The organism is Paenibacillus sp. FSL H8-0122 (assembly GCF_038005345.1).
Taxonomy (GTDB): Bacteria; Bacillota; Bacilli; order Paenibacillales; family Paenibacillaceae; genus Paenibacillus_AQ.
Genome location: NZ_JBBOTB010000001.1, coordinates 393,702 through 414,469, shown reverse-complemented (window position 1 = coordinate 414,469; position 20,768 = coordinate 393,702). Strand labels below are relative to the sequence as shown.

19 protein-coding genes and 1 pseudogene are annotated in these 20,768 nt (G+C 50.5%); 6 read left to right on the top strand and 14 right to left on the bottom strand.

Going from position 1 to position 20,768, the window contains the following annotated elements:
* Positions 1–3 precede the first annotated feature (3 nt).
* The 4 genes from NSS64_RS01915 to NSS64_RS01900 form a co-directional block, all read right to left on the bottom strand.
* Entirely contained in the window at positions 4–879 is an 876-nt protein-coding gene (locus tag NSS64_RS01915) for a carbohydrate ABC transporter permease (RefSeq protein WP_340938196.1), read from the bottom strand.
* Between the two features lie 21 nt (positions 880–900).
* Positions 901–1,869, bottom strand: a complete 969-nt coding sequence (locus NSS64_RS01910) for an ABC transporter permease (RefSeq protein WP_339251019.1) — start codon at positions 1,867–1,869, stop codon at positions 901–903.
* A 115-nt stretch (positions 1,870–1,984) separates the two neighbouring features.
* Positions 1,985–3,547, bottom strand: coding sequence for an extracellular solute-binding protein (locus NSS64_RS01905; protein WP_340938193.1), 1,563 nt, complete (start codon positions 3,545–3,547; stop codon positions 1,985–1,987).
* A 715-nt stretch (positions 3,548–4,262) separates the two neighbouring features.
* Entirely contained in the window at positions 4,263–4,559 is a 297-nt protein-coding gene (locus NSS64_RS01900) for a hypothetical protein (RefSeq protein WP_341139039.1), read from the bottom strand.
* Between the two features lie 212 nt (positions 4,560–4,771).
* Here NSS64_RS01900 and NSS64_RS01895 point away from each other — a divergent pair, with 212 nt between their 5' ends.
* Positions 4,772–4,951 (top strand): ribbon-helix-helix protein, CopG family, encoded by a 180-nt coding sequence (locus NSS64_RS01895; protein WP_341139038.1) that lies wholly within the window; start codon positions 4,772–4,774, stop codon positions 4,949–4,951.
* Between the two features lie 633 nt (positions 4,952–5,584).
* Here the strand turns inward: NSS64_RS01895 and NSS64_RS01890 are convergent.
* The 5 genes from NSS64_RS01890 to NSS64_RS01870 form a co-directional block, all read right to left on the bottom strand.
* Positions 5,585–6,520: a hypothetical protein gene (locus NSS64_RS01890; protein ID WP_341139037.1), complete on the bottom strand. Its 936-nt coding sequence runs from the start codon at positions 6,518–6,520 to the stop codon at positions 5,585–5,587.
* 241 nt (positions 6,521–6,761) lie between these two features.
* A complete protein-coding gene (locus tag NSS64_RS01885) occupies positions 6,762–7,760 on the bottom strand; it encodes an NADP-dependent oxidoreductase (RefSeq protein ID WP_341139036.1) in 999 nt (332 codons plus the stop codon).
* Positions 7,761–8,186: 426 nt separating this feature from the next.
* The gene (locus NSS64_RS01880; protein ID WP_341139035.1) at positions 8,187–8,633 is read right to left on the bottom strand and encodes a GNAT family N-acetyltransferase; all 447 of its coding nucleotides are present in this window, start codon (positions 8,631–8,633) and stop codon (positions 8,187–8,189) included.
* Between the two features lie 31 nt (positions 8,634–8,664).
* A complete protein-coding gene (locus NSS64_RS01875) occupies positions 8,665–9,126 on the bottom strand; it encodes a GNAT family N-acetyltransferase (protein WP_341139034.1) in 462 nt (153 codons plus the stop codon).
* Positions 9,127–9,250: 124 nt separating this feature from the next.
* Complete coding sequence (locus tag NSS64_RS01870) at positions 9,251–10,780, bottom strand: extracellular solute-binding protein (protein ID WP_341139033.1); 1,530 nt, start codon at positions 10,778–10,780, stop codon at positions 9,251–9,253.
* A gap of 184 nt (positions 10,781–10,964) precedes the next feature.
* Between NSS64_RS01870 and NSS64_RS01865 the strand changes: the two genes are divergently transcribed.
* On the top strand, positions 10,965–13,304 hold the full coding sequence (locus NSS64_RS01865; protein ID WP_341139032.1) for an AraC family transcriptional regulator: 2,340 nt from the start codon (positions 10,965–10,967) through the stop codon (positions 13,302–13,304).
* Here NSS64_RS01865 and NSS64_RS01860 read toward each other — a convergent pair.
* From NSS64_RS01860 to NSS64_RS01850, 3 genes are all read right to left on the bottom strand, one after another.
* Positions 13,279–14,043 (bottom strand): hypothetical protein, encoded by a 765-nt coding sequence (locus tag NSS64_RS01860; RefSeq protein WP_341139031.1) that lies wholly within the window; start codon positions 14,041–14,043, stop codon positions 13,279–13,281. The two genes, NSS64_RS01865 and NSS64_RS01860, sit on opposite strands and share 26 nt — an antisense overlap.
* Positions 14,044–14,204: 161 nt before the next feature.
* Entirely contained in the window at positions 14,205–16,034 is a 1,830-nt protein-coding gene (locus NSS64_RS01855; RefSeq protein ID WP_340938179.1) for an APC family permease, read from the bottom strand.
* 280 nt (positions 16,035–16,314) lie between these two features.
* On the bottom strand, positions 16,315–16,731 hold the full coding sequence (locus NSS64_RS01850; RefSeq protein ID WP_341139030.1) for a MarR family winged helix-turn-helix transcriptional regulator: 417 nt from the start codon (positions 16,729–16,731) through the stop codon (positions 16,315–16,317).
* Between the two features lie 143 nt (positions 16,732–16,874).
* Here NSS64_RS01850 and NSS64_RS01845 point away from each other — a divergent pair, with 143 nt between their 5' ends.
* Entirely contained in the window at positions 16,875–17,348 is a 474-nt protein-coding gene (locus NSS64_RS01845) for a DUF2798 domain-containing protein (protein WP_341139029.1), read from the top strand.
* Between the two features lie 111 nt (positions 17,349–17,459).
* Here NSS64_RS01845 and NSS64_RS01840 read toward each other — a convergent pair whose 3' ends face one another.
* Complete coding sequence (locus tag NSS64_RS01840; protein ID WP_340938172.1) at positions 17,460–17,810, bottom strand: GH32 C-terminal domain-containing protein; 351 nt, start codon at positions 17,808–17,810, stop codon at positions 17,460–17,462.
* Here NSS64_RS01840 and NSS64_RS01835 point away from each other — a divergent pair.
* The 3 genes and pseudogenes from NSS64_RS01835 to NSS64_RS01825 form a co-directional block, all read left to right on the top strand.
* Positions 17,803–17,925: pseudogene (locus NSS64_RS01835) on the top strand (substrate-binding domain-containing protein); the annotation flags it as partial. The gene NSS64_RS01840 and the pseudogene NSS64_RS01835 overlap by 8 nt on opposite strands.
* A gap of 5 nt (positions 17,926–17,930) precedes the next feature.
* A complete protein-coding gene (locus NSS64_RS01830) occupies positions 17,931–18,317 on the top strand; it encodes a carbohydrate kinase family protein (RefSeq protein WP_341142744.1) in 387 nt (128 codons plus the stop codon).
* Between the two features lie 113 nt (positions 18,318–18,430).
* Positions 18,431–19,129 (top strand): DUF6710 family protein, encoded by a 699-nt coding sequence (locus NSS64_RS01825; protein WP_341139028.1) that lies wholly within the window; start codon positions 18,431–18,433, stop codon positions 19,127–19,129.
* Positions 19,130–19,753: 624 nt separating this feature from the next.
* Here NSS64_RS01825 and NSS64_RS01820 read toward each other — a convergent pair.
* Positions 19,754–20,725, bottom strand: coding sequence for a LacI family DNA-binding transcriptional regulator (locus tag NSS64_RS01820; RefSeq protein ID WP_341139027.1), 972 nt, complete (start codon positions 20,723–20,725; stop codon positions 19,754–19,756).
* Positions 20,726–20,768: the final 43 nt, after the last annotated feature.

Genomic DNA, 20,768 nt, shown 5'->3' with positions numbered 1-20,768 from the left:
TCATCAGCCCTTCATCGAGCCCAGCATCGCACCCTTGGCAAAATGCTTCTGCAGGAACGGGTACACCATCAGAATCGGCAGCGTAGCGACCACGATAACCGCCATCTTGATCGTCTGATCCGGCGGCGGAACCGTGCCGTCCAGTGTCGCACTGTGATCCATTCCGCTGGCCAGCACGACAATCTGCCGCAGCAGGACCTGAATCGGCCATTTGGCGCTGTTATCCAGATAGAGAATGGCACTCATATACGTGTTCCAATATGTCACGGCGTAGAACAGAGAGATCGTGGCAATCGCCGGCAGCGACAGGGGCAGCACGATTTTGAACAGAATCCCGAAGTCATTGCAGCCGTCGATCTTGGCCGATTCCTCCAGCCCCTCAGGAATGTTCTGGAAAAAGTTCTTGAGGATAATCATATTGAACGCACTGATCGCGGAAGGAAGAATCAGTGCCGCATACGAATCGATCAGCCCCAGCTCCTTCACCACGAGGAACGTAGGAATCATTCCCCCGTGGAACAGCATCGTGAACACTACCAGGAAGTTGAACACCCGGCGGCCGTCCAGATCCCTGCGGGAGAGACCGTAGGCCATCAGCGCCGTAATGAACATACTGAACAGTGTGCCTATCAGCGTGACTCCAATCGATACCCCTAAGGCTCTGAAGATCGTATTCGTGGAGAAAATAAATTTGTACGCCTCTAAGCTCCACACCTTCGGAATCAGCACAAACTTGTTGGCAGCCAGCTCAGCACTGGTTGTGAAGGAGCCTGCTACCACGTGGATGAACGGCAGCACCGTTACCAGTGCGATCAGGGCAAGCAGTATAAAGTTGACGGCAGAGAATAGTCTGCCGCTGAATGTGCGGTCTTCTACCATTTGAATTCCTCCTGCGGCATTTTAATATACGCCTTCTTCTCCTATTTTCTTGGACACCTTATTGACGGTCATGACCATGATCAGGCCCACAATCGACTTGAAGAAGCCGATGGCTGTACTGTAGCTGAACTGCCCTTGCCGCAGACCGGCGGTGTAGACATACGTATCGATAATTTCCGCAACCTCGCGGTTCATGGAGTTGAGCAGCAGGTAGACATGCTCGAAGCCCAGGTCGAGAACGGAACCGATTTTCAGAATAAACAGGGTGATGATCACTCCCCGGATGGCCGGAAGCGTAATATGCCAGACCTGTCTGAGCCGTCCGGCTCCGTCCATACGCGAAGCTTCATAGAGCCCCGGATCAATAGCCGCAATGGAAGCCAGATAGATAATCGTCCCCCAGCCTGCTTCCCGCCAGATGACCTGAAGGATATACATCGGCCGGAACCAGCCCGGACTCAGCAGGAAATTGATCTTGGCGAATCCGAAGTAAGCCAACAGCTCGTTGATAATCCCCCCGTCCATCGTCACCATAACGAAGGAGATCGAGACGACGATCACCCACGACATGAAGTGCGGCAGATACACTAAGGTCTGGAAGAATCTTTTGAAGAAGGTGCCTCTGAGTTCATTAAGCATCAGGGCCAGAATAATCGGAATCGGAAAATAAATCAGAATATTCATCCCGAACAAAATCAGCGTATTGGCTAATATGTTCAAGAAATCAGGCTCGGTGAACAGCCGGCTGAAATGCTTCATGCCCACCCATTCGCTCCCGGTAATCCCTTGGTAAGGCTTGTAATCCTGGAAGGAAATAATCAGTCCGTACATCGGCAAGTATTTGAAGATAATGAAATACAGCACGCCGGGGATCAGCATCACATAGAGTAATTTGTTGCGCCACAGCCGCTTCTTCAGCTCACTGCTGCTCTTGTATTTCTTCGGCTGCGGTTCGGGAACTACGCGGGGCGGGGCAGATACTTCCTGCATGATTCTCTTCCTTTCTCTGTAAATTATTCTATAGTGGAAAAAAAGGCCGCCGGAGCGCTAACCCGGGGCAGCCTCTTCCTGTGTTCAGTCCGCTGTTATCGCGGCTGCGCTCTGTTTATTTTTTGTACGCGGCGTTATATTCTTCGATGATCTTCGCCCCGCCCCGGCTCTTCCAGTTCTCGACTTCCTTCTCGAAGCCGGCTTTATCCAGCTGACCGTACATGTACTTGTATGTCGCATCCGCAATAATCTGCTGAAGCTCAACGCCCTTGGACGTATAGGTAGCCGAGTCGAGCGCAGCCGTAGGATCTGCGACCCCGTATTTCACATTCTCCAGCACCAGCTCCTCCGCATGAATCCGGCCCGGCAGCACGTTCAGACTCTGATACATGCCGTTCGTTTCGTATTCGCCGATAACGCTGTCCTTGAAGCCTTTGACTTCGCGTTCAATGAGCTCTTTATTGTCGGTCGCTTTGGCTTTGCCGTCCACCACGGTATAGTGTGTGCCTTCAATGCCCCAGTACATCAGATTCGATACTTCAGGAGTCATCATGTAATCGAAGAACTTCAGGATCTTCTTCAGCTCCGCTTCATCCTTCACCGCCGATTTCGGGAACAGCACTACATTGTTATAGCCGGGAATCATCCACTGGGCGAACTTGCCGTCAGCTCCAGCCACCATACTATGCGTATCCAGCACGGCATCCGGCACGTTCTTGATCAGGTCCTTATTCAAGGAATCGATATCCTGCATCGAGCCGCCGATATACAGCCCGGCTTTGCCGCTGGTGAACATATTGACCGCATCCGTCTTGCTGGTTGCTGCGAAGTCCTGGTTCATGTAACCGCCTTCACGCAGCTTTTTGAAGAAATCCATGGTATCGATATATTGCGGAAAAGTGAACTCGGGCGCAAGTTGGCCGTCCTTCTCGGCCCAGTTGTTCGGGGTGCCGAACCAGGAGGAGACCGTTTTGAACGCACCATACACCAGCTCGTTGCGGTCCACCACGCCGATGGTATCCTTTTTCCCGTTGCCGTCCGGGTCCTGCTCAGTAAAAGCCTTAGCCATCGCGAACAATTCCTCCGTGTTGGCCGGCGCTTTCAGTCCCAGCTTATCCGCCCAGTCCTTGCGGTAGATGATGCCCTGGCGGGCCAGCGGACGGCCGATATACAGGGTATACAGCTTGCCGTCTACCTTGGTGTTATTCAGGATCTCCGGCTTCAGCTTATTCAGGTTAGGGAATTCGCTGAGCAGCGGCCCGATCTCCCAGAACTGCCCGTCCTTGATCGCTTCCTTCATCTGCAGGAAGGTCGTCTGATTCTTCAGATACGTCACCTGCGGCAGGGAGCCGGTGGCGAACGAGGAGTTCAGCTTCTCCTCATACGTATCGGCCGGGAAGAACTGGTAGGTCAGCTTTGTATTCGTCAATTTCTCCACTTCATTCTTGATCGTATCCGGTGGAGTATCTGTCGTGTTCAGCGGGAGCATGATTTTGATCTCAGTCGGCTTCTCCGGCTCAGCAGTGGCTGGGTCCGTGGTTGCGGTGGTGTTGGTCCCGGTGCTGGCGCCCGGGTCTTTCGTAGCTGCCGCCTCTTTGTTGTTGTTACCGCCGCAAGCGGACAACATGCTGAGGGTCAGCAGCGAGCTTAGGAGCAGGGTGAAGGATTTTTTCGTCATTCCTTTTTGACCTCCGTTTAACTTGTATTGGTTACAAGCCTCACAATACAGGGCACGAAGGATTACGAATACAATCATTTGCTCATAAAGGTGCGCTGCGGCTGGAGGTGTGGGTTAATGATTATCGTGTGATGGGGGGATAGGCATTGAAAGCTAGAGCGTGGGAGTGGTGTTGGCATGACGGAAATGGCGGCGGGCGGAACTGCGATGACAGGATGGGTGCGGCGGCGGGTAGGTGCGGCGGTGGGCGGGACTGCGTGAGCTTTGGACTTCCGGCCGCTGTTGTCTCCAGATGTTGTTGATTATATGCTTCCAGCAGATAACATCCGGAGACAAAGGTGGACGCTATCGCTCCTACAGTTCCAAACCTCCCTCCGTCCCTTTCTGCCGCTCAGTTGGAGAGGGGCTTTCAAGGCCTATCCTTGAAAGGGAGCAAAGGGAATAGCCCCGCCGCTTCGCGCGGCGGGGCCTTAGTAGATAAGGAGGCTGATTAGTCCGCTATTACTCAAAAATCCTGCACAAATTGCAACATTCCATTCATAAAACTAACCATAATCAAAAAATGTTGCAGAAAAGGCAGCATTCCTTCTCTTCTAAGCCGCTCAAAGAAAGAATTCCTGCATTTCGTGCAACATTCCTTTGTAGTGTCCTGATATAGGCGGTCCAGAGATGCATTATGTGCAACATTTTAAGGGAATAGCTTATATACATCGTTTTACAGATCATAGCTTGGTACGTATTCAAACCGAATAGACAACTTTCCTTCCGCATCATATCCCCAATACGCGGAGACATAACAATTAGAATATTTATCTGTATTCTGTTCTAATTTTGCTGCCAATACGGCTTCAAAGTCGTGAGCATCCACTAGCCAACCGCTTAAGTCTTCGATATACCAACCATGTTCATTATTTGCGCAATCATTCCCTTCTCCTGAATCAATCACAAATTCTTTTCCAATCTCACGTGCCTTTGAAATCACGTAATCCATAAATTCATCACTTGGCTCCAAAATCTTACCTCCTATGAAGTAAATGGTGTCTTTGTACTTGACCTCTCATTAACCCACTCCTCTCCCTTTACCATTATTCTTATCTTGTTCTGCACTTTTATTGTTGTTAGCTTCATTTTTTGGCTGAAAGATAGATCAATCATGAAGGAACTCATTGACTTTTTTGTCCTGATAATAATATATTGTTATCAGGACAAAAAAGGGGCGATGTAATGTCCTCTAAAAAGTTGGGGCGTCCACTATCTGATAATCCCAAAAGCAAAAAGATTGAAATACGTGTCGATCAGGAAATTCTGAGCAAGCTTGATGCTTCTGCAGAAAAGCTTAATATGTCACGTTCCGCAATCGTTCGCAAGGGAATTGAAAAGGTGTTTGACGAGCTCCAAAAATAAAGAAGGAAGCAGCGTAAGTCCCGCAAAGAACACCGCTACTTCCTATCCCGCAACCGCTTGGATAAGCAGACTGCATAAATATCCTACCATGTGCAGGAATCTCATTCAAGCGGTGCTATTATGCCGATACTTCTGCAAATCGTTCAGGTGTGTACTTGAAGTCTGGTGCGAGTGGGCGACGACGGTGATTGGATGAATTTTTGAATGAAGATCAGCAGTGTAGAGGTAATGGTTCGATTGAGGATTGTAGGAGAAATAGCTTGTTCAACTGTTAGCTGTACTGCTTCTGGAATGCTTAAGTATACTGATAAAAGTGCCCAAGATCTTATGTTTCTCATCGTTGATCAACTGATACTGTTGAACCGACTTCGTTAGAAATTCCAATCCGCTGTGATATTCACCTCTGTCAGACAGTACTTCGCCAGTTCCAACAGTAAATTAGCTTGACGGTCTAGAACTAATTTGCGGGAATATCTGACCTGGACCAGATCAGTAACACTCTTCTCTAAGTCCTGCTTAAATTGTTGTAAAGTATCATCGATATTAAAGTTGTATTTATTAGCAGCCTTGAGCATATACAACAAACCGGTAACTCTCTCCTCTTGGTGTGCTTTAAGATAGACTGAATATTGCTTAATTACTGTTGAGTCTCCGCTTAACAGTTTGGTGAGAATAATATTTGCCTTGGACCATAAATAGGCTCTTCCAATGCTCCGTCTCATCCCCCTGCTCTCTTACCCAGCCCAAATCAGCATAGCTCCTTATGTAACCTAAAGCTCCTTCATAATCACCTAATTCATCGCAGACATTTCCGCGCAGCAGATCACTGTAAGCAATGTAAAAGAACAGCGGTCTGCCGGGAAGCTTGACCGGTTCCGATGCTCTGTGTTCGTCACGGACCTTCAGGTCATATTGAATTCTGGCCTTATGGCCCATCTTAGCGGCGTATTCCTCAACCTTGTCCCAGCGCTGTAGGGAGCGGTATGTATTGGCAAGCTCTTTGAGTGCATCGAGCTGATCAACTTCATCTAACCGTTCGACAAAAGGCTCGAACCGATTCGCAGCCCACAGGTTCCGGTTCTGGTCATCGCTGAGCGCAATGGTAAACAGCCTGAACTGGCATAGGGCCAGCCGTTCCGAATGCTGATAACGTTCAGATTCGGCGACGATCTCATAGATTGCGGCGGCGGCATCCCTTTTCCCGGCCATGAAAAGTTCTTCTGCACTATCAAACAACAGGGGAGCGTACATCAGATTGTCCATAATATGGCGGGCCATTCGCTCAATACTCTCCAGCTTGTTCAGTTCGGCACAGCGGAGCAGCAGCGGTCCAATCCTCCGCCAGTCGGAAGAGCCGCCGATAATATAGTCATTAATGTACAAGTCGTAGAAATACCCTTCCTCCTGTCCCATGGCCTGAGTAATCCGGTCCAACTGCTGCATCGCAACAGGCCGGTGCCCGCGAAGGATATTGCTGAGTGTCCCGGAAAGAAGCTGAGAACGCTTAGCGAACTGGGTAAATACCCCTCCAGTTCCGATAATATCGTAGTCGTTGTCTGCAATTCGCAACCACCTTTTCTCTTCAATTTGTGATTTATAGAATAAAATCCCTTTTATATTACACAAAATATATCAATGCACGATACGTTAATCAAGTACTGTTTTATGTTTTTTCCTGAACTTTAAAATTTTGGCATTACGATTGCCATTCTGATGAAATTGAGTCTTATTTGTGTTAGATACTACGCAAAAACGGCTACACTATCCTTCAAAGGATGGCGTAACCGTGGTGGAGCTTGGAAAACTGATATCACTTTATTTTCAATATAATTTTACCTTTGGCTCTGCCGGATTCGGAATACTCCATTGCCTTCTGCGCTTCTGCCCAAGGGAATACGCGGTCAATCACAGGCTGTATTGCTCCTGATTCCATATATTCAGTAATGAGCTCCAATTGTCTGCCGCTCGGTTTCATGAACAGGAAGCTGTATTTCACCTTGTGCTGGCGTTCCAATCTTGTAAGTTTTCGGGTGACGAGCCGCAAAAGATTAGTCTTCAGGAAGCCTAACCCGTATTCTTTTCCAAAACGGGCATTGGGCAGCCCTGATACCGATACGACTTGTCCCCCAGGTCTGACAATGCGGAATGCTTTCTCTAACGTTTCTCCGCCAATGGTATCGTATACTCCGTCATAATTGTGCAGCACCTGATCGAACTGCTCTGTTTTATAATTTATGACCTGATCGGCTCCAAGTGACTTCACGAGTTCAGCACCGGCTTCACTTGCAGTAGTTGCAACGTATAGCCCCATCGCTTTGGCAAGCTGAATTGCGAAGGTACCTACTCCGCCCGCTCCCGCCTGAATCAATACTTTTTGTCCAGCCGACAGCTGTAAAATATCATGCAGTGCCTGGTACGAGGTGAGTCCTACGAGCGGAATAGAAGCCGCTTCTTCAAACGATAGGTTACGGGGCTTCAGCGCGATATCGTCCTCATGAACAGCGATATACTCCGCGAAGGTGCCGATTCTGCTTTTTCTGGGCCGGCCGTAGATTTCATCGCCTCTTTTGAATTTCTTCACCTTATCGCCCACCTGGATAATCACACCTGAGAAATCATTGCCCAAAATAAGCGGCAGTTCATATTTCAATAACATACGCAATTTGCCATCCCGGATTTTGAAATCGATCGGATTGATACTTGCTGCATGGATTTCTGCAAGCACATCTTGCTCACCGATTTGCGGCATTGGGAGGTCCGCTGACAGAAGCGGTGTTTTTCCGTATTTTTCGATAACCATGGCTTTCATGATGGAACCCCCAGTTTGTGTCTAATAAAAACGTTCAATAAAGTCATCGATATGATTCACCACATTTCTCAGCGTACCGAGGTTGGTTCTGACGTCCATGTAATAAAAATTTTTGGAGCCTTCTTCTGGCACATCCTGAAATCCTCCTTGATCAAGCGGGCAGCTTGCTGCTTATCCATGTCACTCCCCCTCTCCTTCCGCCTTCCGTTCAAAAAAGTGAACCGTTTGCTGCTGAGTATGGCATACATGGATGGGTCCTGCAATATCAGGAAAGAAAATCGAGACCACAAGGTAATTTTCCACATACGTTAGATCAGCCAATCTCACACATGAAAATGAAAAATACCTGCAAGCTCCAAAACGGAACTGCGGGTATTATCTGATTCTTATAAGGTCCAGCGCTGGGCTGGATAACGGTATTGAGCATCACATCGTATACGCCAAAATAATATCCCCGTTATCTTCAAACTCCCCGGTCTCGGTGAATCCCACATCCTTATAGAGCTTATTGGCCGTTAGATTATGCGGAATATGCGATACCCTAATCTGTTTGCAGTCCTCGCGGCTACTCAGCATCTTAATGACTTCTTTAATAGCCGATTTCCCATAACCTTGTCCCTGATATCTCCCGTCAATCATAAATCGCAGAATCCAATAGTAGCCGTCTGTATATCTTTCATTATCAAAAAGGATAAATCCGACCATCCTTCCTTCAGCAAAAATACCGTAGGGTATCGATGTGGGCTCATTTACCGCATGCACAAGGGAATCTGCATTACTTGCCACCAAGTCCAACTGCTCCGTGCTCACGCTCAATTGAGTACATTCGTGTTCCAGCTCGGGGGTAATCTTATGTAATTCAACAATAGTCAAAGTGTTCACAACCTTCATTATGAATTGATCTTCAGTCAAGCTGAATGGTATAGATGATCTCCCCATCCTGGTTCAAGCGCTGCTCGCTGGTGAATCCTAATCCTTCATACAGCTTCTGTGCTACTGAATTCTCTTGTTCCACCGTTAGGGATATTAGGCTGCACTTCGGATGAACTTCTTTAATGAACTTAATGATTTCTATCATTGCTTGTTTCCCGTAGCCTTTTCGTTGGTGCCTGTGGTCAATCTGAAACCCGCCAATCCAGTAATTATCTGAGCTTCCGGGAGTAAATGAAAGATAGAAGAATCCGATAATTTCGCCATCAATGGACAGAATATACGGATCTAACGCTTCATCCCACGGCTTGATATAGGCATATGCTAGCGACTCCATCACTGAAGGAACGAAGTGCCTATGCTCTTTACAGACAGATATCTCTAGAGCTTCTTCCCAATTCTGGGCGTTGACAGGTTGGATAACGATTGATTTCATGTTTTCTCCTTATAATCCAGAAAGTTAGAATAACCCTTATCTTACCACAATTTAGAAGTTGTAAGCGAACATGGAGCGGGTTATCTCTGAGTTGGCTGTAATTCCGTCTCTGCCCCTGTATCCCTCACTCCTCCAACCCCCGCACCCTCCCCCCCGCCTCCCCATACTCCTGAATAATCAGGCTGCCGCCGCTGGTCTTCCATTTCTCAACCTCTCCGGCGAAGCCGGCGGCGTCGATATTACCGAGAATATAATTGTAGGTGGCATCTACGATAATGGCAGACAGCTCGGCGTTCTTCTCGTCATAGGTCGGCGAGGTGAGTGACACGGTGGGGTCATCGACGAGAAACTGCTCGTTATCCCGGCTGAGCTGGTCGGCCAGGGCGGTGAGCTGCTCCTTTTGTGCGACCTCCTTGATATGGGTATTGCCTACATCAGCGATCATCAGGGAATTGAGCGGATTGACCTCATACACCCGCAGCTGGGACGTTTCTTCCGGAAGAATCACTTTGCCGTATACATCCAGCTTATAATGACGGCCCTCGAAGCCGTAAGCCATCAGGTTAGCTACATCCTCATCCATCGTGCGGTCGAAGAATCCGAGCACCTGCTTCAGCTCCTGCTCGGTAGCAATGGCTTTACGTGAAAAGAGGTACAAGCCGTTGTACTTGGGTATGGACCATACCTTATATCCGTCCGGCCCCTTAATCCGGTTAATCAGCGTCAGCTCTGCCTTAGGGTTGATCGCCTTGGCCTCAATGGAGAGCCGCTGCACATCCGTCATGCTCCCGATGAAGATCCCGGCCGTTCCCCGGATGAATTTGTCCCGCTGCACTTCCTTGCTGGTCAGGGCGAAATCCTGGTTAATGATCCCCTCCTTGTATAATTTGCTCATGAAGTTCATCGTGTCCATATATTCAGGGGTGGCGAATTCCGGGATGAACTGTCCATCTTCGATTTTCCAGTTATTCGGCGTGCCGAAATAGGAGCTTAACGTCTTGAATACCCCGTACACCAGATCGTTGCGGTCCACCAGTCCGAGGGTGTCTGCCTTGCCGTTGCCGTCCGGGTCATTGATGGTGAATTGCTTCATCACCTCATACAGCTCCTCCAGCGTTCCGGGGGAACTGAGGTGCAGCTTCTCCAACCAGTCCTTGCGGATAATAATGCCCTGCCGGGAAGCCGGTCTTTCGGTATACAGGCCATAGATTCCCCCGTCCACCGAGGTCTGCTTAAGAATCGCCGCATTCAACTGACTGAGATTCGGAAATTCTGCCAGATAGGGACCAATCTCCCAAAAAGCGCCCGAGCGGATCATATTCTTGACTGGATTATAATCGGTGAATTTCACGAACGTTACTTTGCCGAGGGAGCCGGTGGTCAGTGCGGTATTCATTTTGTCCGTGTAGACGCCCTCCGGCACCCAGGTAATATCAAGCTGTGTCCCGGTCAGTCTCTCAATCTCGGCGATCAGCTCCGCTGAAGGCGTCTGCGGAAAATGCAGCGGTGCCAGAATCGAGATCGGTGCCGGTACACCTGCTGAATCAGAACGCCCAGACTTATCCCCGCTGCAAGCGCTTAACATCATGAACGATAAGAATAGGATGAAGCACCCTGCAAGAGCTTTCTTCCTGCCCGTTAACCGGTTGAACATTCCATAACCCCCTGAAGCGTAATATTTATCTGCCTTAGAAGCCTATCTATTGAATAATGTAGCTTATGTATGAATGATTAGAGAAAATGATTATTGCGGCACCAGATGATTATTGTTATTATCCTTCGTGATGCATACACTTAAGACAGTGATTTCCTATTTCATGCAAAGGTGCTGAACGCTGTTGAAACATCTTAGCTTTCTCAGTAAATTAACTATGTTCGCGTTCGCCATCAGCATCCTGCCGGTGCTGTTTATTGGTTCGTTCTCCTATTTCACATCCTCCAGTGAAATTCAAAAAAATGTTAACGAAAGCAAAAAGGAGCTCATTTTACAAATTACCTCAAATGTAGAGCATAAGCTGAATACTGTCAACCAGACCTTGAACCAGGTCGTGAACTCTTCGGTGCTGAAGAAGGCGCTGAACAACCCGCTTAGTGAAAACGATTTCATTTTATATAACGACATCCGCAATGAGATCCGCAATATGCAGTCCTTCGATACGAAGCTGGAGGATGTCATCCTGCTCAATCAGCGCCAGAACTGGATGATCAAGAATTCCGGGCTCTACCGGCTGAATGAATACCGCAATTACGAGCAGCTGACGAATCTGCTGAATGTGGAAGGCAGCTCTTCTTGGGTGCTGAACCCCTCCTCCCTGTTCTACAGTGAAGAGAGCATTAACGTGACCGGCTGCAATTACAGCATCAGCCTGATTAAGAAGCTGCCGGTGACCAAGCTGCAGAAATACGGACTGGCTCTGGCCAATATTCCGGCCTGCAGTCTTCAGGACTTCATTAATCCCGATATGCAGCCGCTGGATAGTATTATGGTGCTGGACAAGAGCGGACGGATTCTGCTGCATTCAGACCGCAAGCTGATCGGAGAGCCTGCCGCAGCGGCCGGGTTCACGGGATTCGAGCAGATCGCCGCTGCCACTGAGCCATCGGGACAATTCAAGACCAAGCTTAATGAAGCCGATTACTCGATCACCTATATGCGTTCCCAGTTGAACGGCTGGATCTATCTGTCGGCCACCTCCATCAAGAGTCTGACCCGCGAATCCGGCAAAATCGGCACTTACACGGTATTTGTCTGCACGTTCATGCTGCTCTTGTCTGTGATGCTTGCCTGGCTAGGCTCCCGGCGTATGTACACCCCCATCGAACGGCTGCTGACCCAGATTGGACTGCGCCGTCCCGGTCTGCGGGCAGGGCGTACGGATGAATTCCAGCTCATCGGTGAGCAGGTCCATTCCCTGTTCCAATCCAAGTCACAGCTGGAGAAGGAGGTCAGCCAGCATCTCGGACAGGTGCGGACCTTCTTTCTGATTCAGGCGTTCGGAGGCAATCTGAGAAGACGCGAGCTGATGGAGGAGCTGGAGCAATACGGGTACGGCAAGCAAGTCGAGGAATGGAAGACGATGGCTGTCATTACGCTGAGCATCGACTTCTCCGAGGAGAACAGCTATGAGAAAAAGGATCTCAATCTGCTGTTATTCGCAGCGCATAATATGACTCAGGAGCTGGTCTCTGCGCAGCACAGGCTAACCCCTGTGATGATGGGCCATGCCCTGGCGGTCTTAATCGGCAGCCCCGATGAGGACACGGAAGCTTTTCACCGGATGCTCTATGCGCTTACGGAGAAGCTCCAGCAGGAGATTAACGGGGTCCTGAAGCTGCAGGTCAGCATTGGGCTGAGCCTGCCGTTTCATTCGTTTGACAAAATGTCCATTGCCTACCGGGAAAGCCTGGAGGCCCTGAAGCACCGGATTACCCTGGGCAAAGGCATCATTATCCAGTACGAGAATATCAATTCAGGCAAGCATTATCTCAATTTGAACTACCCGACCCACACGGAAAATGACCTGATGGATGCCATCAAGCTGGCTGACAGCGATAAGGCGAAGGAGCTGCTGCATAAGCTGTTCAAGTGTATTTTTGCGCTGGGACTGTCGCCGCAGGAATATCAGATTCCGCTGACCCGGCTGCTGAACAATACGCTCATTATGATGCAGGAATCGGGAATTACGCTGAACCAGATCTACCACGCGGGCGGTTCCCTGTTCGAGGAGCTGACCGATCTGCATATCGTGGCCGAGATTGAAGACTGGTTCTGGACCATCGTCATCCAGCCGGTCATCGTCATCTTCCATAGCAGGCAGAACGCCCAGTATCATAATATCTCCGAGAAGCTGATCGACATCGTCCAGCATGAGTATGACCAGGATCTGACGCTGGAGGAGTGTGCTTCCCGGCTGCATTATAACGCCAACTACATCAGCAGTGTGTTCCGCAAGGAAACGCAGTATTATTTCAGTGATTACCTGACTATGTACCGGTTCAAAATGGCCAAGAAGTGGCTGGAGGAGACCGATATGCCCGTGAAGGATATCGCCTCCCGCTTGAGATACAACAATTCACAGAATTTCATCCGTTCCTTCCGCAAGCAGGAGGGGATGACCCCCGGCCAGTACCGTGACAGCTTCCACACGAAGCTTAGAGCGGTCCCGGACGATGAGTAGGCACAGGCCCTTCAGGCGGGGTCTTGGACCTCTTCAGCTTTCTTTTTCTGATAAACCATGTAAGAAGTACAGCCAGAATCAGTAAGATACCGCCCGCTGTAATTGCAATATTCTTGATATCCGGTACATAGACTACCAGCTGAATCGGCTCGGAATCCGCAAGGGACACATGCCAGGTTAACGTGTTGCCGTCTTGCTCGGCCGCATTATTAGGCCCGTATAGATCATAGGGAATCGTTAATTTGAAATCGGCGGAGAAGCTGCCCATCAGCAGCCGCACCAGGGACTTAGGGACATTCAAGCTGCCAAGGCCGTCAATAATCTCATCCGTGTAGGCATTCAGCTTAGGCTGGGCCACCACATCGTATTTGGTATACAGCCACCTGTCCGTCTGTCCCGCCTTGGCCTCTACAATATCGAAGCCGCTGCTGCTGTTCTTCAGCTCCTCCATCGAAGCATACGATTTATGAAATTGATATTCCGTTGATTTGCCGCTTGCTGTCTTCTTCAGCTCTATGCCTGCGGCCGCCAGCCGGGTGGTTAGGAGCTCCTCCACCTTGCCGCTGACCAGCTTCTCAGCCCGGGCATCCAGCAATAGACTGAAGGCCAGATCCAGGGAGCCGTCCTTCTTCACGGTTACATGGGCCGTGCCTTGCGCGCACCCTGTAAGCAGCAGGACAAGCATAAGCATCATCAGTATTGCCTTAATTCGAGTCCCGTTCAACCTGCGTTTCTTCAACCTCTGTCCCTCCATCCGCTGACTGTTACTACTAGCTTAACTCAACCTTGAAGAAGCAAATCTGCACTTATGGAGTCAAGCTTATCACATGCCGGGGAGGTACAGAAAGCCCCCAGCCTGCGGATATCCGTAAGCTGGAGGCTTCCATGCGCATAATCCTGTTATTTTTTCAAATGATAAGGAACGGTAGTGATAATTACATTGCGCCGGTACAGCAGATGTGCGCGGATCAGCAGACTGGACTGGTTATGCAGAATGTTATGCCAGCCCTTCTTCGGTATGAATTGAGGGACAATGACGGTCACCTGATAATTCGACTCGCTGGCCTTGCGCTGAACCGTATCTATGAACTTGGTCAATGGATGAATGATGCTGCGGTAAGGCGAATACAGCGTCACTAACCGCACCTCCGGGTGGAATTTCTTCCACTTCTCTTCGAAAATAGCGTCATCCTCCCGCTCGAACGGGATGTGGACGGCGATAATCTGCTGCGCACTCAGCGACTTGGCATACCGCAAGGAATTCTCCACCACATGGGTAATCCCTGCTACCGGCAGGATGATGATATTCCCTTCAATCGCAAGCGGCGGCTCCCCGCAGGTGGCTACCCGCAATTGGTCGGCGACCGATTCATAATGCTTGTAGATGCGGTAGAAGAACAGGATAATCAGCGGCAGGAAGACCAGGACCGGCCAGACCTGCGTGAATTTGGTCAGGAAGAACATCATTGTGACAATGAAGCTGATCAGCGCCCCGATTGCATTGATGATCAGCTTAGGCAGCCAGCCCTCCGGCTTGTGCCGGAGCCATTTGACGATCATGCCTGTCTGCGACAGGGTGAACGGGATGAAGACCCCGACTGCATACAGCGGAATGAGATGCTCCGTCCGCCCCTCAAAGGCAATGATCAGGATGATCGACAAGATGCCCAGGCTGAGAATGCCGTTCGAGTACCCCAGCCGGTCTCCGCGCACGGTGAACATCCGGGGAATGAATTTATCCTTCGCCAGATTCACAGCCAGCAGCGGAAATGCGGAATATCCGGTGTTCGCCGCCAGAACCAGAATTAAGGCTGTCGTGCCCTGCACGACATAATACATGAAGTTGCGGCCAAAGACATGCTCGGCAATATCGGACACCACCGTGACCTGTTCACGCGGAGCAATGCCGTAATAATACGCCAGGAAGACGATGCCTGAGAATAACAGCGCGAGCAGAATTCCCATCGCCGCTAAGGTTTTGGCTGCATTATTCGGTGCCGGTGCCTTGAAATTGGGGATCGCATTCGATATGGCCTCCACCCCAGTCAGCGCCGAGCTGCCTGAGGAGAACGCCCGCAGCAGCAGGAACAGGCTGATTCCGGCCACCGGTGTTCCCAGTGAGGTGTGAAGCTCCGCCGGTACTCTTCCGGTCAGCACATTGAACAGGCCCAGCCCGATCATAATGAACATCGCCAGGACGAACAGATAAACCGGATACGCCAGGAAAGAGGCAGACTCGGTGACCCCGCGCAGATTCAGGGTCGTGATCAGCAGGACGAAGATGATGGCAATCAGCACATTATAAGGATGCAGACCCGGAAAAGCTGAAGTAATCGCATCCGTTCCCGCAGAGACACTGACCGCTACGGTAAGTATATAATCGACGAGCAAGGAGCCCCCGGCAATCAGACCCGGATATTTACCCAGATTCTCCTTGGATACGACATAAGCCCCGCCGCCTTGGGGATAGGCAAAGATGATCTGCCTATAGGAGAGTATCAGGGCCAGGAGCAGCACCAGTACCCCGCCTGCAATCGGAATGGAATACCAGAATGCGGCTGTACTAACGGTGATCAGCACCAGCAGAATCTGCTCCGGGCCATAGGCCACAGAGGATAAGGCATCCGAGGACAGAATGGCTAGGGCCTTGGTTTTGTTAAGCTTCTGTTCTCCCAGCTGATCGGACTTCAGCGGCCGTCCGATCAGGAACCTTTTAACCGAAGACATCATTATCACTCACCGACTTTTTTTGTAGTTATATTACCCCTGGTGCACGAATAAAATCTGGACCTATAATTGGATACAGACACTATTTTTGCTGCCGTTCGATACTACATTAATTCTTTTATCACCATCTGTATATATGCAGATATCCTAGACAAACCCCAAACCATGAATAACAAATGATATTCGCCGAAAGACACAGCAAAAGGGACCAAGCAGGCTTTCCGCTTCGTCCCGTTTGCTTATTTCAGCTTTTTTTGCTATATTCAGCCATTTTCAGGAGGTCTCAGAGCCAGTCCTGTGTAAGCAGCGTCCGCAGCAGCTCCACCTGCTCCCTGCCGATCCGGGCCGTGATTTCGTCCTCAATAGTATGCTTGATCTCCAGCATACTCCGGCAAGCCGCTGTCCCCTTCGCAGTGAGCACGATAGGCTTGTCCCGGTTGTTCCCTTCCTTAGCAGAGGTACCCACGTAACCTTCGGCCAGCAGATTGTTGATCGTCTTCTGCGTGCCCTGGCGGGAAATGCTGATCAGCCTGCTGATCTCCGAGATGGACAGAACGCCGTGCTGCTCCAGCATCGCCAGAATATGCGTCTCCGTCTTATTCAGCGGCTCGCCGCTCATCTGGTTTACCTTGTCCCGCAGCATCTTATGCTTCTCGCTGATCATATCGACCAGATTCAACCCGCTCATATACTCCTTCATTTACAAGACCTCCATTAGAGAAATGCAGTTCCGCCTTACCGGGAATCTCTGTTGCCTTAATTGTCAACCAAGTTGACAATAATCCCTCCCACTGCTACTATAAGTGAAGTTTGATAAACTTACATTTAAGGGAGTTCGGAAACATGGGCAGCAACAAAAAAGAAGCTTTAATTTTCACCAGTATGATGTGTTTTTGCATGGTCGTCTTTATGTCTTTCTATAATGTAATTATTTCTAACGGATTCAACAGCAGGCTGTTCACGGATGTGGCTGTGGGCTTGCTCCCGGCACTTGCCGTTGCCCTGTTCTGCGATATTGTGGTGGTTGGCAGAATTGCCAGGGGGCTGGCCTTCAAAATAGTGAAGCCTTCCGCCCCCCAGATCCGCAAAGTGCTGACGATCTCGTGCTTCATGGTCTGCGGCATGGTCATTCTCATGTCTCTATACGGCACACTAGCACACTTCGGATTCGGGGACAACTTCTTCCGTCATTACTTCTCCATCCTGGGGCTTAATTTCATCTGCGCCCTGCCGCTCCAGCTGCTGGTGGCCGGTCCGCTGACCCGGTTCCTGTTCAGCCGGATGTTTCCGGTCCGTACGGCAGCACCGGGCGTCTAAGGCTGGCGTGGACCGGTGCCGCGGTCCCGCCATACCAAAAAGGGTGTTCAGCCAGCCATGATCTCATGGCTGTGCGGAACACCCTTGTCCGGGATTCATTCTATTGATTATTTATTCCATGAAAGACAGGCGCCCGCCCTGGAGCTGTACACTGCCGCCCTTAGCATAGAAGCTTAGGCCCGAGCAGATGCCTCCAGGGAAGACCAGGCTGGTGATGGCGGCGAGGCCGTCATTGGCGAACACCTCCACCGAACAGGCATCCAGCAGGATACGCAGGCTCTTCAGGCTGCCGATTCCCCCCGTGCTCTGGAGATCGGGAAATATGTCCGAGAAGCCGGTCTCGCCGGACTGATCTCTGTGCAGGGTTAGAGTGTCTTCAGCAGCAGAGTAGATGAGTTCAGTATACTCAGTAGCTGTATGATGAATAATAAGACCGAATTCTTCCGCTTCAATCCGTGTCATGAAGTCACTTAAGAACAGAGGAATCAAGGTGCCGGAGCAGGTAGCGGTCTGCGGCTTCGACGATGCCTCGGAATCCCGGATCATCGAACCCCATCTGACAACGGTTCATATTTGGCCGATCTGGTAAAGGTCAGCGACGAGGAGCTGCAGCTGATTACAAGCGAAGCGGACCGTGATGCCGCCCTTGATATGCTGCATGAATGGGGAGCCGGAGCAGTAGCCGTTACTCTGGGCAGAGACGGCACCCTGATCTCCCCGGACTCCCGGCTGCTGATTCCGAGCATCACCGTGAAGTCCATCGATTCCACCGGTGCCGGCGATGCCTTCATCGGAGCGCTGCTCTGCCGGATCAGCCAGCTGGCCCATCCGGCAGACTTCACCCGCAGCGCGGAGCTGCAGCAAGAATTCGTCACCTTCGCCAACCGGGTGGGGGCGATGGTCTGCACCAAGGTCGGGGCGATTGCCGCGCTGCCGACACTGGACGAGGTCCAGGAGTTTGCAGGGTAAGCTGCGGAGCTGCTGTTAAACCAATCTTTACCTGCTGTTTTCATCACAGACAGGGGAGCATGGCACGTAATATGATAAGCACATTATCATATGGTTGAAGGAGCAGCTTTTGCATGACGATGAAACAAGAATTCGATAATCTCATGGCGTTTGCCAAGGATTTAATCAATGAGAATCTCGGCTTTTATTATGATATCAATTATGGTTATTTCCAGCCCGAGACCCACCCGATTGTGGACTTCATCCGGCTCATCGGCAGACGTATTCAGAGCCAGCTCATGCTGATGCCCGCGCTCTACGGGGAGGTCGACCAGTTGGAGCGGATGTTCTCGGACAACCTGTTCTTTGATGAATGGGCCGAGGTTACGCTGGATGGACGGAGCTTCCACTTCCTGATGCGGCAGATTGACAACAGCAGCAGAATCATCAACCTGGCACGTGACCTGGTCTTCCCCTCCCCCTGGATTCCCCGCAAGCTGCGCGACAGTCTGATCCGCATCGGTGAAGGTACCCTGAACGGAAGCTGGCGGCAGGATAAGGATCATCAGGTTACCCTCTGGCTCCCGCTTGGCATCTCCTTCGTGGAAGGCTCAGGGCATCATTCCATAACAGCGGGGATCGCCAAGGGCGAAGGGGAGCTCTACCCCACCTCGGTGTATGACATCAGCCTTATCTACGATCACGTGTATACCGACGGCAGGTATTACTACAGAACGCACGACCATTCAATTATCTCCGAGGTTCATTTCGTGGAATGCGCCGCCATCTTTGAGATCGGCCGGATCATGGCGGCGCAGAAGATTATTTTCTGAAGGACGACATCCGTTTCAGCAAGTGCAGCTCAAACAAATCACCCTGACGGGTGAACGATGTTAAATGCCTTATGCCGCTCTTAAGAGGCTTTTCACTCTTCTCCCTCCGGCCGCTTTTAAGGAGCAGTAATGTTGCTCTTTTTGCAGGATTCCTCTATATCTTTTACGGGTTGAAGTACATTGTTGCATGATTTGCACAAATTTCGGTGTTTAGAGCAAGTTAGCGCTGAATTTGTTGCAGTTCGTGCAGGATTTCAGCATTGACCGCTTCTTTGGGGCAGTATTGTTGCATTTTTGGCAGGATTCCTCTTAAAATGTTACTGCCTATGATGCATGGGGCCCTTCCCTCCGCGCAGCGGCACCCATTGTATTCAGTTTTTCTGTGAAAATACGTCTCTTGCGATAAACGCACGGCCTACGTGGCGCTCCCGGTCCCATTGTGTTCGGTTTTAAGCATACCCTCAGCCTTCAGTCACATTCAGCATCAAAGTCATTCTACGAATCATTCAAAGAACTCTTATCCACAAATTTACACACACCTTTTCCACAGCAGAAGGAAGCTATAGTTTCCTATACAAGCACAAAAGCCGCGAACCCGCCCAAATCGGACGGTTCACGGCTTATTCAAGTAGTAGCTCTCTGTACGAGCTGGAATTCAAGCTGCTGCTGCCCGGCTTCTGTTCCCCCCAGCTTGCCGATAATCAGATAGAGCGCATTCTGCGCCTGTGCGGCAATCGGATTATCAATCGAGGTGATTCCCAGCGTATGGGCCAGCTCCGTATTGTCGAATCCGACAATCGCCAGCTCCTCCGGCACCTTCACCTTAAGCCTGCGGGCCTCGCTCAGTATCCCTGCCGCTACCATATCATTGGCGCAGAGGATGACATTCGGACGCTCGCCGGACCTCAGCAGCAGCTCCCGGATCAGCCCTTCGCCCTGGCGGATGGAGTGGATGCCCGTCTGTGACCAGTCCGGGTTAACCGTCAGAGCGTGTGTGCGGGCTGCATCCTGATACGCCTGTATCCGCCCGGAGGTATTCATACTGGTCGGCCTGCCCCAGGCATTGGCAATCCGCGTATACCCCCGTCCGATCACATGCTCAAGCCCCAGCATGTACCCGTCATATTGATTCATGGCGACACTCTGAATCTCCGGAAGCTCCATCCGCTGCCAGGACACAATTGGCCCGTATTTGCAATAGGAGCCAAGGAGCGCCTGATCGTTGACGCAGGTGCTGATCACCAGCGCATCAACTCTTTTGCGCCGCATATCCTCGAAGGCTTGCAGCTCTTTGGCCGGATCGCCCCCTGAGGTATAGATGATCGTCTGATATCCGTGCCGGCTCGCAGTCTCCACGAAGCTGTTCAGAAAAGGCAGCATCACCTCGTTGATCCCCTCTGTAACCATCCCGATCTGCATCGTCTGTCCTCTGGACAAGGAAATGGCATTGCCGTTCGGCACATAGTCCAGCTCTTCCATAATCTTCAGGATGCTCTCCCGCGTCGCCTGACTTACATGGGGAGAACGATTCAGTACTCTTGATACCGTAGCCTTGGAGAATCCCGACAGTTTGGCGATTTGATCCAGATTCGACATGATGGCACTCCTTACATAAATTCTGATCTTTTAAATAATACTT